The sequence below is a fragment of the Erythrobacter ramosus genome, from assembly GCF_009828055.1.
In the GTDB taxonomy this organism is placed as follows: domain Bacteria; phylum Pseudomonadota; class Alphaproteobacteria; order Sphingomonadales; family Sphingomonadaceae; genus Erythrobacter; species Erythrobacter ramosus.
Genome location: NZ_WTYB01000002.1, coordinates 461,764 through 477,388, shown reverse-complemented (window position 1 = coordinate 477,388; position 15,625 = coordinate 461,764). Strand labels below are relative to the sequence as shown.

Annotated in this window: 10 protein-coding genes; 6 read left to right on the top strand and 4 right to left on the bottom strand. The window is 64.3% G+C overall.

Annotated features, from left to right (window positions below; translation table 11 throughout):
- Positions 1 to 90: 90 nt before the first annotated feature.
- Positions 91 to 1,926, bottom strand: a complete 1,836-nt coding sequence (locus tag GRI59_RS08895) for an SLC13 family permease (RefSeq protein ID WP_160760844.1) — start codon at positions 1,924 to 1,926, stop codon at positions 91 to 93.
- A 185-nt stretch (positions 1,927 to 2,111) separates the two neighbouring features.
- On the opposite strand from GRI59_RS08895, the gene GRI59_RS08890 reads away from it, so the two are divergent.
- The 3 genes from GRI59_RS08890 to GRI59_RS08880 are packed head-to-tail and all read left to right on the top strand — an operon-like array spanning position 2,112 to position 5,965.
- On the top strand, positions 2,112 to 3,674 hold the full coding sequence (locus GRI59_RS08890) for a DUF4153 domain-containing protein (protein ID WP_160760843.1): 1,563 nt from the start codon (positions 2,112 to 2,114) through the stop codon (positions 3,672 to 3,674).
- Positions 3,675 to 3,685: 11 nt separating this feature from the next.
- Positions 3,686 to 4,393: a response regulator transcription factor gene (locus GRI59_RS08885; RefSeq protein ID WP_160760842.1), complete on the top strand. Its 708-nt coding sequence runs from the start codon at positions 3,686 to 3,688 to the stop codon at positions 4,391 to 4,393.
- Between the two features lie 9 nt (positions 4,394 to 4,402).
- A complete protein-coding gene (locus GRI59_RS08880) occupies positions 4,403 to 5,965 on the top strand; it encodes an ATP-binding protein (RefSeq protein WP_160760841.1) in 1,563 nt (520 codons plus the stop codon).
- Between the two features lie 24 nt (positions 5,966 to 5,989).
- On the opposite strand, the gene GRI59_RS08875 is transcribed toward GRI59_RS08880, so the two are convergent.
- The 3 genes from GRI59_RS08875 to GRI59_RS08865 form a co-directional block, all read right to left on the bottom strand.
- Positions 5,990 to 6,856, bottom strand: a complete 867-nt coding sequence (locus GRI59_RS08875) for an alpha/beta hydrolase (protein WP_160760840.1) — start codon at positions 6,854 to 6,856, stop codon at positions 5,990 to 5,992.
- A gap of 65 nt (positions 6,857 to 6,921) precedes the next feature.
- Positions 6,922 to 8,244, bottom strand: coding sequence for a sigma-54-dependent transcriptional regulator (locus tag GRI59_RS08870; RefSeq protein ID WP_160760839.1), 1,323 nt, complete (start codon positions 8,242 to 8,244; stop codon positions 6,922 to 6,924).
- Positions 8,241 to 9,923 (bottom strand): ATP-binding protein, encoded by a 1,683-nt coding sequence (locus GRI59_RS08865; RefSeq protein ID WP_160760838.1) that lies wholly within the window; start codon positions 9,921 to 9,923, stop codon positions 8,241 to 8,243. Before GRI59_RS08865 ends, GRI59_RS08870 begins: the two co-directional genes overlap by 4 nt.
- A 211-nt stretch (positions 9,924 to 10,134) precedes the next feature.
- On the opposite strand from GRI59_RS08865, the gene GRI59_RS08860 reads away from it, so the two are divergent.
- From GRI59_RS08860 to GRI59_RS08850, 3 genes are read left to right on the top strand one after another with little or no spacing between them, the layout of a single operon-like run.
- Positions 10,135 to 11,523: a dicarboxylate/amino acid:cation symporter gene (locus tag GRI59_RS08860; protein WP_237440759.1), complete on the top strand. Its 1,389-nt coding sequence runs from the start codon at positions 10,135 to 10,137 to the stop codon at positions 11,521 to 11,523.
- Positions 11,520 to 12,467 (top strand): alpha/beta hydrolase, encoded by a 948-nt coding sequence (locus GRI59_RS08855; protein ID WP_160760837.1) that lies wholly within the window; start codon positions 11,520 to 11,522, stop codon positions 12,465 to 12,467. The genes GRI59_RS08860 and GRI59_RS08855 overlap by 4 nt, the downstream gene beginning before the upstream one ends.
- A complete protein-coding gene (locus tag GRI59_RS08850) occupies positions 12,467 to 15,523 on the top strand; it encodes a TonB-dependent receptor domain-containing protein (protein ID WP_237440758.1) in 3,057 nt (1,018 codons plus the stop codon). The genes GRI59_RS08855 and GRI59_RS08850 overlap by 1 nt, the downstream gene beginning before the upstream one ends.
- The last annotated feature ends 102 nt before the right edge of the window (positions 15,524 to 15,625 follow it).

Genomic DNA, 15,625 nt, shown 5'->3' with positions numbered 1-15,625 from the left:
ACATGGCCAGACGTGGTCTCAGCAGAGGGGTGCGAACTGTCATTACCGAAGCATGGCACAGCCGGCCCAGATTAGGAAAGCCCCGCGGGCCTAAAGCCCATACCACAGCACCAGCAGCACCGAGAGTACCGTCACCATCAGCGCAACCAGCGGCACCCCGGCGCGGACATAGTCGCCGAATTCATAGCCACCCTCGGACATGATCAGCAGGTTGGTCTGATAGGCAATTGGTGTCGCGAACGAAAGATTGCAGCCGAACAGCACCGCCAGCACCAGCGGCTCGGGCGGCAGGCCAAGCTGAATCGCGATGCTGTAGGCAATCGGCGTGCCGATGGTCGCCGCGGTCGCGTTGGAGGCAAAGTTGGTCAGGATCGTCACGAACAGCATGATCGCCGACAGCACCAGTGCAGGCGGCAGATAGGCAAGGCCGAGCGAGAGCGCCTGCCCCAACCATGTCGCTGCCCCGCTCTCGTCGATCACCCGGCCAATGGCGAGGCTGGCGGCGATCAGCACGATCACCTTGGCCGAAAGCGCGCGGCCGACCCGGTCAAACTTGACGCAGCCGGTCACGAACATCGCAATCGCACCCGCCAGCGCGGAAATCGCGATCGGCAGCTTGATCGGCGCATAGGTCATGCCGTCGAACCACGGCAGGCCGAGCGAGGCGGTGGCGATCGCGCCGAGCATGATCGCGCCTGCCAGCACCGCCTTGGAGCGGCGCGGCAACTCACGCGCGCCTTCGAGCCTCAGCAGTCCGTCATTGCGGGCGAAAGCCTGCAAGTCCTCGTCGATCCCCATCACCAGCAGCACGTCGCCTTCAAGGATCCTGAGATCGCCAGCGTCGGTGTAGCTATCGCGCTCACCCAACAGGCGGTTGGGGCGGTGGATGCCGAGCACGGCCACACCATAAAGATCTGCGATACCCGAGCTTGCCAGCGTGCGGCCGACCAGGCGTGAATCCGCCGTCACCGTCATTTCGACCGCGACGATATCCTGCCCGTTCGCCTTGGAAATGCGGCGAATGCGGTCAACCACCCACGACGGCGCAAGTTCTCCCTTGAGCGCGCGCGCCGCTTCCTCCAGCGCTTCGTGGGTGCCTGATATGTGCAGGCGCTCGTCAGCGGCAAGCGCGCCTGACGGCGCATCATGGAAGGTGATCCCGTCGGGCAGCTTGCCGCGCGCAGCCGATAGATCGCCGCCCGCCAGCACGCTGTTCGCCCCGACCCGCAGGCGGGTGTGAAAGGTGCGCCGCGCATTGTCCGGCGCGACGCTGTTGTCGCGCAGCATCCGCGGCATCACCAGCCACAGATAAGGGATCGCAACCAGCCCGGCCATCAGCACGATCGGCGTAAACTGGAACACGCCGATGGGCGCCATCCCGATATCATCAGCGATGGTGACGACAAGGATGTTGGTCGAGGTGCCGATGGTGGTCGCCATGCCGCCCAGCAGCACCGCAGTGTTGACCGGCATCAGGATTTTCGAAGACGCCATCAGGCCCTTGGCGGCGATCCCGACAATGATCGGAATCAGCAGCACCATCACCGGCGTGTCGTTGACGAACATCGACATGGAGAAGGCCAGCAACAATGCCGTCAGCAGGCCAAGTTGCGGACTGAACCTGAACACACTCTCCAGCAGCCGCGCGAATGGCTCCAGCGCGCCGGTCACCACCAGCCCCCGGCCCATAATCATCAGCGCGCAGATCGTGATCAGCGCGGAATGACCGAAACCGCCAAACGCAATGGCCAGACCGTCGGTCGGCTTGGTGCCTTCGAGCGGCGCAAAGTAGAGACCTACTCCGATCACCGCGATGGTGACGAGCGAGATGATCTCCTCAGGGTAACGTCCCCGGGCAAAGCCGATAAACATGGCGATGGTCACCGCCATAGCCGCTATCGCGTGATAGGATGGAGCTTCCAACATGGCGTTGCCTTAAGGGCTAGCCAATCGGCTGGGTGCCGGGCAAGCGGTTTATGACTGCGGCGGCTTTGCGTTGCCTGTCGCTCTGCACCAAATCTGCACGACAAGCGGGCTGCATCAGCACAGCCTCCACCACCTTCACACCATCCCATGTTGGCAAGACCCCGTCAAACAGACGGAGAAATTGCATGACTGGTGCTCTGACAATACCCTCTTGGTCCCGCTACAGTTTCGCGATGAAGCTGGGCGGCGCGCTTGCCATACTCGCCGCCGCCGATGTGCTGCTTTACGGATTTGGCGGAGGATCGGTCATCGGCCTGTTTGCGCTGATCTGGCTGGCGGTCATGGTGCTGGTGCGGCCCGCGGTGCGAAATGCACGCGGAGGGTGGGTCGCCATACTTTGCGGCGCGGTGTTTGCAGCCAGCCTGATCCATAACCCCGGTCCTCTGGCCGGGTTGTTGTTCCTGATTGCGATAGGTAGCGCGGCGCTGCTTCCCCGGCACGTGTTCGATCATGCCGGGCTGTGGTGCTTGCGGCTGACGACGCTCGGAGTGGGAGCGACATTCTGGCCGCTTGCAGATGCATGGCGGCTCGCCAGCATGTCCGGCCACCGTGGATCGGTAGGCAAGTCCATGTTGCTCAACATCGCGCTGCCACTCATCGGGGGCGCGATGTTCCTCAGCCTATTTGCCAGCGCCAACCCGATCCTCGGCAATGCGTTTGCGGCGATTGAATTGCCGGATTTCACCACGCTCATCGGCCACGCGCTGCTGCTTGGCGTGACGCTCGTCTTCGTCTGGCCGACCTTGCGCCCACGCGCCCTGCGCTTCGCCAGCGAGCGGCAGGCGTGGTTGCCGCAGATGCCGGATCCTTCGGTGACGATGATGCTGAGCACGCTGGTGGTCTTCAACGCGGTCTTCGCACTGGAAAACGGCCTCGATCTGGTGTTCCTGTGGAGCGGCGCGCCGCTGCCCGAGGGCATCACGCTGGCTGATTATGCGCACCGCGGTGCCTATACCCTGATCGCAACGGCGCTGCTGGCCGGACTCTTCGTCCTGTTGGCTTTGCGACCGGGCTCAGCCTCGGCCCAGACCCCGATTATCCGCCGCTTGCTGCTGGTGTGGGTCGCGCAGAACCTTCTGCTGGTCGCCTCCAGCATCCTGCGTTTGCTCGACTACATTGATGCCTATTCGCTGACCGAATTGCGGATCGCAGCGCTTGTGTGGATGGTGCTGGTGGCGACCGGGCTCGTGCTGATTTGCTGGCGCTTTTTCCATGGGCAGTCGGCGGCGTGGCTGATCAATGCCAATGCGCTGGCCGCCGGGATCGTGCTTGCCGGTTCAACGATGGCCGATTACGGCGCGATCGCTGCGCGGTGGAATGTCGATCACTTGCGCGATCCGTCGCGGCTCGACCTGTGCTATCTGGAGCGGCTGGAAAGCTCGGCGCTGATCCCGCTGCTCGAATTGCGGAGCGCTCCAGTTGGCGACAGGCTGCGCGATCAGGCCACCTATTTGAGCGCGGAAGCCTATCGCAAGCTTGGAGAAAGTCAGAGCGATTGGCAAAGCTGGACCCTGCGCGGCGCTCTGCGGCTCGCCGAGGCTGAAGCGCTGCTGGCGGGCGATGCTCGCAAGCCAATGCCCGCAACCTATGGCCGGATGTGCGGGGGTGAAATCCTCCCGCCCCCTGCACCGCCGATCGCGCTGCCACCGCCGCCAACTGCAACATTGACGCCGGGAGAAAAGCCGTGATCTTGCATCCCATGCCGCGCTCCATCCTTGTCGTCGATGACGATCCCCACATCCGCCAGCTGCTGGTCTTCGCGCTGGGCAAGGCAGGCCTCGCCACGCTTGAGGCCGGTGATGGGGAAGAAGCGGTGGCGCTCATCACCGCGCTGAAGCCCGATCTGGTGATCCTCGACATCAATATGCCGCGTATGGACGGGCTGGAGGTGTGCCGCCGGGTGCGAGCGACAAGCAGCGTGCCGATCCTGTTCCTGTCCTCCCGCGATGACGAGATTGACCGGGTGCTGGGGATCGAGCTTGGCGCAGACGACTATGTGGTCAAACCCTTCTCTCCCCGCGAGGTCGTTGCCCGCACGCAAGCGATCTTGCGGCGGGCCAGCACGGCTACACCGGAGGAGAAGCCCAGCACGGCGATCATCACGCATAATTGCCTGACGCTCGATTGCGAAAGCTGGCGCGCCACTTGGGATGGGCAGGACGTGCCCCTGACGGTGACCGAGTTCACGACACTGCGGACGCTTGCCACGCGGCCCGGCAAGGTGTTCAGCCGCGATGCAATCATCGACCAGCTGCACGGCCCCGGCTTTGCTGTCACCGATCGCACGATCGACAGCCACATCCGCAATGTCAGGGCAAAATTCGCCGCCGTCGGCGCGGATGGGCTGATCGAGACGCGCGCCGGCATCGGCTATGCGCTCGGGCCCTGCACCCGCGCGGGCGGCTGAGGGCGAGGCGTGATCCGTGCGGTCAAAGAATGGCTCAAGGCGCGCTGGCCGCGGCTCAGGCTGCGCACCATCGTGTTCGCCACGCTGTTCACCGTCGCCGCCCTGCCCGGCATCGCGGCGATGTTCCTGCGGGTCTATGAGAACACGCTGGTGCGCCAGACCGAAGCAGAGCTGGTCGCGCAAGGGGCTGCGCTGGCCGCCGTCGCCTCGTCGCAATGGCCCGGGGCGGTCGTCACGATGCCCGATCCGCAGGACTTCCGGCCCGAGCCGCCGACCATCGATCTCAGCAGCAGTGACATCCTTGGCGAGCGCCCCTTGCCGCAACCCAGCGGTTTGGCGCCTGATGCCGATGCCGCTGCTGTCTGGAGCACGCTCGCACCGGTCGCAGCGCGCACGCGGCAGGTAACGCTGTCCTCGATCCTGCTGCTCGACCGGCAGGGTCTGATCGCCTCGGAACCAAGCGGACAAAGCCACGCCACTATCCCTGAAGTCAGCACCGCGCTCGCGGGCCGTCCCGAGACCGTGCTGCGCCGCAATGGCGATTACAGCGCCACTTACCAGTTCGAATGGCTGTCCCGCGCGGCGGCGGTGCGGGTGCATCATGCGCGCCCGATCATCGTCAATGGCCGCGTGGTCGGTGTGTTGTTGCTGTCCCGTTCGGCCCGCAGCCTGTTCAAGGGGCTTTACGCCGATCGCGGCAAGATCCTGCTCGGCATTGCGGCGATCTTCATGCTCCTGCTTGTGCTGAGCAGCGTGCTGTCGCGCGGCATTGTGCGTCCGGTCGAAGCACTGGCACGCGCAAGCCGGGCGCTCGCCTTGGGACGGCAGGACTTCCCCAAACCGCCCCGCACCGCCGCCGCCGAGATCCAAGACCTCTACGCCGATTTCGCCCGCATGGCCGAAGCGATCGAGCGGCGCTCGCGGTACTTGCGCGATTTCGCCCACGCCGTCAGCCACGAGTTCAAGACCCCGCTGTCGGGCATCCGCGGCACACTGGAGATTCTCGGCGATCATGGCGACAGCATGGCCCCGGACGAGCGGCGCCGGTTCCTCGCCAATGCCGATGCCGATGCAGCGCGGCTGACGATGCTCTCAACACGTTTACTGGAACTCGCCCGCGCCGACCTCAGCGCAAACGACCCCGCTGGACGCGCAGACCTTGCGGCAATCCTGAACCGGCTCGCGGATGCCTATCGGGCTGACACGTTTGCTGTTGCGGCGACCCTGCCTGACGGCCTGCCACTCCTCGCCATCCGCGACGCATCGCTCGAAGCCATTGCCAGCGCGCTGATCGACAACAGCCGCCAAGCCAGGGCAAGTCGGGTTAGTTTCACCGCCGATCAGGGGGTAGCTGCCGTGCGGATAAAAGTGGCAGACAACGGCCCCGGAATTGCCGAAGCCGATCGCACCCGCATCTTCGAGCCGTTCTTTACGACGCGGCGCGCGAGTGGCGGGAGCGGCCTCGGACTGCCAATCATCAAATCGCTGATCGAGGCGGCAGGCGGTTCGCTGGCATTGGCGCAAAGCGATACGGGTGCGGTGTTTGTGCTTGAACTACCGCTTGCCAATTGAGCGGCATGGCAAGCCCACGGCCTTCTATTCCCCCCGTGCCGCGATCAGTTCAGCCGCTGCCTTTGCCATCAGGCCGTTCTTGTGGCCAACGCCGGGGACGTGTTCCATCCGCCAGCCAAACGGCGTGTCCAACCGCGTTGCGAGAGCACGCCCTTCGGCAAAGAAACTCTGACCGCGCGCAAAGCGATGGGGGCCTTGCCGGTTCGCCTCGGGCGTGGTGCGCAGATCGGGATCAGCAGGGTCCGTGTCCGCTGTGCCGAGCAGCACCGTTAGCGGCTTGGCCAGCACGGCTTTGAACGTGTCAGGTGCGACAGGTGCGCCTTCCACTCCATAGGGAAAGGCAATTGCGGGATCGGGCATAGTGTACCACCCGGCATTGGCGGCAATCGCCTGCTCGATCCGGGCCTCGGGCATGAACATGACGAAACGATGGACGAACTGTGCGCCGGCCGAATGGCCGTAGATCGTATAGCGTTCCGCAGCCGTGCCGAAGCGGCGACGGGTTTCGTCGAACAACGGCTCAATCACGGCAAAGGACCAGCGGGTGCGCGGACCCAACTTGCCGTCCGCCTCGGCAAAGAAGCCGGTGTTGTAGCTGGCAGCTCCGGGAAAGTCAGACCGGCTGAATTCCGGGACGATCACGATGAAGCGGTGTTTCACAGCTAGGCCCGCCCATTCGTCGCGGTAGCGATCAGCATCGCGGTTGACGCCGTGCATGACCACCACGACCGGCGTATCAGGCTTCACCTCTTCCGGCAGCTGATACCAGACCGGCAGCGGTGGCCCCTCCCATCCGGTGAACACAAACCGACCTCGCCCATCCTCAGCAGAGGCGACCGTGGCACAGCCGAGCAACAACGCCATCGCCGCAGCGATCAACCGGGAGAACATTCGCAAAACCAAAGCGGCTCTCGGCATCATTGCAGTTTTTCCCATTCGACCTGACCAGCCCATCACTAACGGAAGCGCGCCGGTTTCAGATCATACTTCGCCAGCTTGTCATAGATCGTCTTGCGCGGGGTTTGGAGCATGGCTTGAAGCTGAGCAATGTCGCCCCGGCACTGGCGCAGTGCGTCTTCCAGCACAGTCCGCTCGAAATCGGCGACGATCGCATGGAGTGGGCGCTGTCCGGTGAGCGGGCTTGCCGGACTCTCGATCTCCGCCAGACCCAGCACAACCGCGCGGGCATAACCGCTGAGTTCATGCAAGTTACCCGGCCAGTCATGCGATTGGACATGCCGCCAATGCGCCTCGCCGATTGTGGGCGCTGGCACGCCCGCGTCGCGCGCATGACGGGCAACGAACAGACGGAAAATCTCCGGCACATCCTCCCGCCGGTCAGCCAGCAGAGGAAAGGCAATCTGGACCGCGCCCAGCCTGTGCCAGGCCGGGTCACGCAGGCTGTCCTGCGGTTGTTCGGCAAGCCTGGCGATGATGATGCGGATGTTGAGCCGCCGCGCCGTGGCTGCACCAAGTGGCCAGACCTCGCGCTTTTCGACCAGCGAAACGAGCCGCGTGGTCAAAACACCGCTGGCCGCGGCGATGTCGTCGAGAAACAGTGTCCCACCGTTGGCGCGTTCGATCAGGCCGGTGCGCGACAATTGCCCCGCTCCCGGATCGCGCCCGAACAGCAGCAACTCCGCATCCTCATGCGCCAGTACACCGGCATCGACTGTCACGAATGGACGGCTGCGACGGGCGCTGAGGTCATGGATTAATCTCGCGCCGTAGCTTTTGCCGGTCCCCGCCTGACCGGTCAGTACGACATCGATCTCCGACCGCGCGACGCCTTCGATTACAGACCGCAGCCGCTGGGCCGCAGCAGAGGAACCGGGAATGGAAAGGCCGACATTGCGCCCGGCCTCTTGACGCAGACGCCGGTTCTCCAGCGCCAAGGCGCGCCGCTCGCTGGCGGCGCGCACGGCGCGGATCAGATCGGCCGAGGCGTAAGGCTTGGTGAGGAAATCGGCCGCGCCATTCTTCATCGCCGCCACAGCCATCGCGATATCTCCATGACCGGTTGTGAGGATCACCGGCAGGTCGCTGTCAACCTCGCGCAGCGCGGCGAAGAAGGCGATCCCGTCGATCCCGGGCATCCGCACATCGCTGACCACCACGCCGGGAAAGTCGGCATCCAGCCAGTCTAGCGCCGCGCGGGCATCAGCGAATGCGACCACGTCCGCCCCTTCAAGCGTGAGGGTCTGAAAGGTCGCGTCACGCAGGTCGGGATCGTCCTCGACCAAGGCGACCTGAATCGGGGGGGCGGCAGCGGCGCTCATGCGGCGGGCATTACCATGGTGAAACGCGCACCGGCGGCGGTCGCTTCATGAACCAGATCGCCGCCGAGCTGACGCATGATGTCATGCGAAATGGCCAAGCCAAGTCCGATCCCCTCGCTTTTGGACGTAACGAAGGGCTGGAACAGGGTTTCGCGCAGTTCAGCGGGTACGCCCGCCCCATCATCGCTGACGCTGAGACGCACCGTGTTGCCCTCCGCCGCAATCGCGAGCGCGATCTGCCCACCCTCCCCGCAGGCCTGCACCGCGTTCTGGAGCAGGTTGACCAACACCTGCTCAAGCTGGACGTGGCGCGCGCGCACCGTTGTCGCGGCAAGGTCTGCGGCGGGGCGATCGAGGGTGAGGCCCTTCTGCCGGATCTGATCGCGCAGCAGCAACAGCGATCCGTCGATCACTTCGGCGAGCCGAATTTCGCGCGGCTCCTCTGGCGAACGGCGACTGAAATGAAGCTGTTCGGCGGTGATCTCGCCGATGCGGCCGGCAAGCTGGGCAATCTTGTCGAAGTTGGCCGCAGCCTCGGTCTGGCGATCCGCTGCCAGCAGGCGTTCGCCATTTTCGGCATAGACCCGCATGGCGGCGAGCGGCTGGCGGATTTCGTGGCCTAGGCCTGCGGTGATCTGGCCAAGCGTCGCGAGCCGGTTCGCTTGCTGCAATTGTTCGCGCAGCAGCGCCGTTTGCGCTGCGACCTGAGCGCCGGCGCGGGACTGCCGCTGGCGCTGCCACAGATAGGCCCCCGCCCCTGCTAGCCCAAGCAACGCCAAGGCGATCACACCGGCAAGCCGCCCGTTGGCCAGCGCAACCGACAAGCGCGGCGCGGGATCGGCGAGCAGATGCAACTCCCAACCCACCGGGGCGATGGGCTGGATCTTCTCGATCATTCGCAACGGCGAGGACGCATCGCCGGTGGCCGGAAGATCAAAGCGCTTGGGCTGCGCCACACCAAAGCGCCTTGCGTTGCGCTCCGGATCGACCGCCTGACCGTTGGCGCCGCTTCCCTCAGCCGTTCTGAAGCGCCACCCGGGATTGCTTGCCAACAACACGATCCCGCCCGCGTCGGTGACGAACACGCCATCCTCGGCATCGCGCCATTTGCGTTCGAGACTGTCGAACTCAACTTTGACCGCCACCACCCCGAGCGGGGCTGACGCCGGGCCGACCCGTTCGGCGAGATACAGCCCCGGCCTGCGGCTGACTGTGCCGAGCGCGAATTCGCTCGCCGTGCCGCGCTTGGATGCGCCGGAGAAGTACTCGCGGAAGCCGTAGTTGGAACCAATGAAACTGTCGGGGCGGTCCCAGTTGCTGGACGCCAGCGTCAGCCCGCGCGCATCCATGAGGTAGATCGCGGCGGCATTGGTCTGTCCCGCCAGCGCGGCAAGCCGGAGATTGAGCACTTCGCGGCCAGCGCTTTGCCCACCCAACAGCGCTGCGACCTCGGGATCGACCGCCAAGACGCGCGGCACCAGGCTGAACTTGTTGAGCTCGCTCTCCAGCCCCGCAGCCAGGATCGCCGCCTGACTTGTCGCTTCGGCGCGGGTCTCCGCCAGCGCATTGACCCGCACCGCCCGCTCAATCCCGAGCATGGCGAGCGCGGCCAACAGCGTCAGGGCAATTAGCCCCACCGCCACCAGATACCACCGCCCTAGCCTGACCTGCCGCACCATCCCCCTTCCGATTCCGCGACCGACTTGTGCGGATTTCCGCAAGCGGCGCAAGAAGCTTGTGCGGATTTCCGCACAAAGAGGCTGAATGGATAGTTTAACCCCCTGTTATTGCGTGGCCATATCGCGGGCAACGAAAAACTTGCAACGCGCAGGTGCGTGGCCGATTTTGGATGGCGGAGAGACACTGAAAGGGGAGGGAACCGCGCAGCCCATGGGTTTGCAAGCAACCATGACGCCGCCCGCGCGCCCCGCGCCTGCGCGAAAGCCGTTCTATCGCCAGCTTTATGTGCAGGTGCTCACCGCGATTGCGTTGGGGGCGCTGGTCGGCCACCTGTTCCCGGAAACCGGTGCCGCGCTGAAACCGCTGGGTGACGGCTTCATCAAACTCGTCAAGATGATCATCGCGCCAGTGATCTTCCTCACCGTCGCCACCGGCATCGCCGGGATGCGCGACATGAAGGCAGTGGGCAGCGTTGCGGGCAAAGCGTTCGCCTATTTCCTCACTTTCTCCACCCTCGCGCTGATCATCGGGCTGTTGGTCGGCAACATCGTGCGGCCCGGCGAAGGGCTGAACATCGACCCGGCCACCCTCGATACCACCGCGGTCGCCGATTATGCCGACAAGGCCGAAGCTCAGAGCATCAGCGGGTTCCTGCTCAACATCATCCCCGACACCCTGTTCAGCGCGATGACCGACGGCCAGATTCTGCAAGTTCTGCTGGTCGCGATCCTTGCCGGCGTCGCCATCGCCATGACCCGCCCGGCGAGCGATCTGGTGATGGACGTGCTCGCCTCGTTCAGCGAGGTGGTGTTCCGGCTGGTGCACATGCTGATGAAGCTCGCGCCCATCGGAGCCTTCGGGGCGATGGCTTTCACCATCGGCGAATTCGGGATCGGAAGCCTCGCCAACCTCGCCGCGCTGGTGGCGACGTTCTACCTCACCTCACTGTTGTTTGTGCTGGTCGTGCTGGGGCTGGTCGGCTGGTTCAACGGCTTTTCGATCTTCGCACTGATCCGTTACCTCCGCGAAGAGCTGCTGCTGGTGCTGGGCACATCATCCTCCGAAGCCGCTCTGCCGAGCCTGATGGAGAAGATGGAGATCGCCGGGTGCCGCAAGGCGGTGGTCGGGCTGGTCGTGCCGACGGGCTATTCCTTCAACCTTGACGGCACCAACATCTACATGACGCTGGCCGCGCTGTTCATTGCGCAGGCTGTCGGGGTGGAGTTGAGCCTCGCCGAACAGCTGACGCTGGTACTGGTGGCGATGATCAGTTCCAAGGGCGCAGCTGGCGTCACCGGATCGGGCTTCGTGATCCTGGCTGCGACGCTGTCGGTGGTGCCGGGGGTGCCCGTGGCGGGCATGGCACTGATCCTCGGCGTCGACCGCTTCATGTCGGAATGCCGTGCGCTCACCAATTTCGTCGGCAACGCGGTGGCAACTATCGTGGTGGCTGGCTGGGAGAACGCGCTCGACCGTGAGCGGCTGGCCGCAGCCCTTGCAGGCGCGCCCATGCCACTGCCCGAAGAAGACATCGAACGCCACGAACGCAGCGGCCCGGTTAGCGAAACAATCGCCAGCGCGCTGGAGAAACGACCATGATCGCCCGGCGCCTCTTTATGGCGCTGACCGCGCTGCTGTCGCTGCTTGCATCGGCGCTGCCGGTTGCCGCAGCCTCGCCCGAAGAAATCCTGCTGTGGCCGGGCACGCCTCCGGGCAGCGGCACAGTCACCGGACCGGAGAAAATCGGCGGCGAAGGCGCTGGCTACGGCGCGGTCTCGAACATCGCAGCACCCCGCATGCGCGTCTATCGCCCCGCTGTACCCAATGGTGCTGCCGTGCTGGTGGCGGGCGGCGGCGGCTATTTCCGAATCCAGCTCAAGAAGGAAAGCACGCCTGCGGCCGAGTGGCTGCAAGCCCAAGGCTTTACCGTGTTCGAGCTGATCTATCGTCTGCCCAATGATGGCTGGGACGCCGCCGCGCCCTTCATGGATGCACAGCGGGCGATGAAGATCATCCGCACCCGTGCGAGCGAGTTCGGGGTCGCGCCGGACAAGATCGGGATCATGGGCTTTTCCGCAGGCGGGCATCTGGCGGGCTTCACCGCCTACCAACCGGCCCGCACGCTCTATGCCGGGGCGGATCGCTACGAAACGGCTTCCGCCCGGCCCGATTTTGCCGTTCTCTTGTTTCCGGTCGTCACCCTGCGCAACCCCTACGACACCACCCGCACTCGGCGCGAGATCATCGGCGACAAGGCAGGGCCGAAGGCCGAGAACGAATGGTCGCTGGATACCTACGCCAGCAAGGACGCGCCGCCGACGATCATCTTTGCCGCCGCCGACGATCCGACCACACCGCCGGGGCACGGGATCCTGCTGTTCCAGACTCTCATCGCTGCCGGGGCCAGCGCCGAGCTGCATCTGTTCCGCAACGGAGGGCATGGTTGGGGTCTAGGCACGCCCGAGCAAGTCATCAGCCAATGGCCCGCGCTGTTCGCGCATTGGGCACAGTCACTCAAAATAATTGAAAAACGGGGAGAATAATGATGTCGACGAAATTTCTGAGCAGGCTCGCCCTGATGTGCGGCGGCAGTCTGATCGCCGCGAGCGCCGCTTATGGTCAGGAGGCACCAGCGCCCGCGCCTGCACCGGAAGACGATGTTACGAGCGAGATCGTCGTCACCGGCACCCAGATCCAAGGGGCCAAAATCAACGATGTGCTCCCCGTCACCGTGCTTGACGAAACCGACATCGCCAACGTCGCGGCGACATCGGGTGACGAGCTGTTCCGCGCCATTCCGCAGGCAGGCGCGGTCGCGTTCAACGAACAGAACGATGTCAGCTCAAACAACGTGCGCGGCGATGCGGCCTCGATTAACCTGCGCGATCTGGGCACTGGCAACACGCTGCTGCTGATCAACGGACGGCGCATGGTGCTGAACCCCGGCTTCCAGACCGAGCTGCTGGTGCCGGTCGTCAGCCCCGACACCAACGAAATCGCACCGGGCAGTGTGCGGCGGCTGGAAGTGCTGCGCGATGGCGCGTCGGCGATCTATGGCGCGGACGCGGTGGCGGGCGTGGTCAACACCGTGTTGCGCGGCAACCGCAAGGGCGGCTTCATCGAAGGCGAATACCGCAACTCGGACGGCACCGGCCTTTACAGCACCCAGATCAATGGCGGCTATGGCTTCGATTTTGCCGGCGGGCGCGCCAACCTGACCGTCTATGGCGGCTACTTCTTCGAGAACGGAATGGACGCATCAGAGCGGGCCTATTCCGCCGATGACGACAAGACTCAGCTGCTGGTCGGCACCCCGTTTGAAGGCGATACGCAGTTCAACAACCGCAACACCTTCGGCCCGTTCGGCCAGTTCGATATTCAGATCACGAACAACAACCAGACGCCGATCCGCGACGATGACTTCTATCTTCAGCCGTCCACCTTGACCGGTTGTCGCCTTGAGCTGGGGAACGGTTTGTGCGCGCGTAACGGCGATAACCCGGCGGTCGGGGTGCGCTACAACCGCGCCTTTGGCACCACGCTGATCAGCGAGAAGACCCGCATCAACGCCGTCGCGCTGTTCAACTACGAATTCAGCAACAATGTCGAAGGCTATTTCGAAGGCACCTATTACCGTTCGGAAAGCAGCCGCAACATCACGCCTGCCGCGATCCTCAGCGCAGTGCCGGTGGGGATTTCGCGCAATGCCTACTGGAACCCGTTTGGCCCGGTGACCTTCCCGGGCGGGGCGGCCAACCCCAACCGCGTGCCGGGCACTACCATCCCTGCCGCCGGTGCTAATCTCATCATGGAGCGTTACCGCTTTGTCGATGCCGGCAACCGATCGGTTGATGTCGACAAGGATTCCTATCGCCTGGTCGCCGGTCTGCGCGGCAATTTCGGCGCGTGGGATTTCGACACGGGCTTTGTCTATTCCGAAGCCAAGAGCACCGACCTTGAAGGCAACCGGGTCTCGCTAACGCTGTTGCAGCAGGCCATCAACAAGTCGACGCCGGATGCCTACAACCCCTTCAATGGCGGCTGCGTGACCGGCGATCCGGGCAATGACGATTGCACCCCCAACCCTGCCAGTTCGATCGACCCGTTCCGCATCAGCGTGTTCCGCACCGGCGGCACCAGCCTTGCGCTGGCTGATTTCAAGGTCAGCAACAGTGCTCTGCTCGCCCTGCCCGGCGGCGATGTCGGGGTTGCAGCGGGGGTCGAATGGCGGCGCGAAACCTTCTTCGACGACCGCGATCCGCGCATTGATGGCACCATCACCTGGACCGACAGCGTCACCGGCGTGTTCGACGGCAGCGACGTTGCCGGCACCAGCGCATCGCCCGACACCCGCGGCGTGCGGACGGCCTATTCGGCTTTCGTCGAAACCTTCGTTCCGTTGGTGAGCGAGGATATGGACATCCCATTGATCAGCGCGCTCAACCTGCAACTGGCCGGGCGAATGGAGCACTTCAAGGATATCGGTGAGACGGCCATCGTCCCGCGTGCCGCTGCATCGTGGACCGTGGTCCCCGGTCTGATGTTCCGGGGCGCATGGTCGCAGGGCTTCCGCGCGCCGAATCTGGTGCAGGTCAATGACGAAGGCACCACCCGTTCCAACACCCGCGACGATTTCGTGCGCTGTCAGGCGCAGGTCGAAAAGGGCGTGATCGCCAATCTGGGTTTGTGTCCGGGCGAAGGCATCATCAGCTTCCGTTCGGGAACCGACCAGCTGCGCCCCGAAGAAAGTGAGAGCATCAATCTGGGCACCGTGCTGGAGCCAGCGTTCATTCCCGGACTGACGCTGACCGCGGATTACTGGCGCGTGAAGCAGACCGGGCTGGTCGGCGTCTTCGGTGATGACAACGCGATCGCGCTCGATCTCTTGCTTCGCCAGAATGGCAGCAGCAACCCCAACGTGATCCGTGCTGCGCCGAATGCGGAACAGATCGCACTCTACCAAGGCACCAGCCTTGCCGCTGCGGGTGATATCATCCGGGTGCTCGATCCCTATATCAACCTGGACAGCCGCGTATCGAAGGGCTGGGACTTCGGACTTGCCTACAACGTCCCCGAATTCGGCCTCGGCCAATTCCGGTTGCGCTTCAACGCGGCGCGGCTCGAAAGCTTTGTCCAATCCGCCGGAACGGACGGAAAGACACTGGTCGATGCAGTCGCCAACGGGGACTTGCCGCCCGAAGTCAGGATCGAAGGTCTGGGCCAGCTGCTGGAGATCGAAGGCAGGCCCAAGTGGCGCTATAGCGGCTCGATCAACTGGGGCAGCGGCCCGTTCGACGCGTCGGTGTTCGCGAGTTACGTCGGCAAGGTGTGGAACACCAGTGTCAGCCGCGACGTGCCGCTGGTGTCGGACGATCCCAACGCCAACTTCTTCCGCGTGAACGATATGTTGACGATTAACACCTCGATCAGCTACACCTTCGACAACGGCGGCGCGCTGGATGGCACCCGCATCCGCTTGGGTGTGAACAACCTGTTCGACGTCGATCCGCCGCTGGCTGATGACACATACGGCTTCTTCAGCGCCTTGCACTCGCCGCGTGGGCGGGTGTTCCGGGTCGATATCCGCAAGACCTTCTGATAGGCCGCACCCATGGGCATCTCGCTGCGATACCTATGGGCCGGTTTAGCCATGACGCTGGGGGCGTGCGCGCAAACGCCGCCCCCTGCTTCTCTTGCGGCG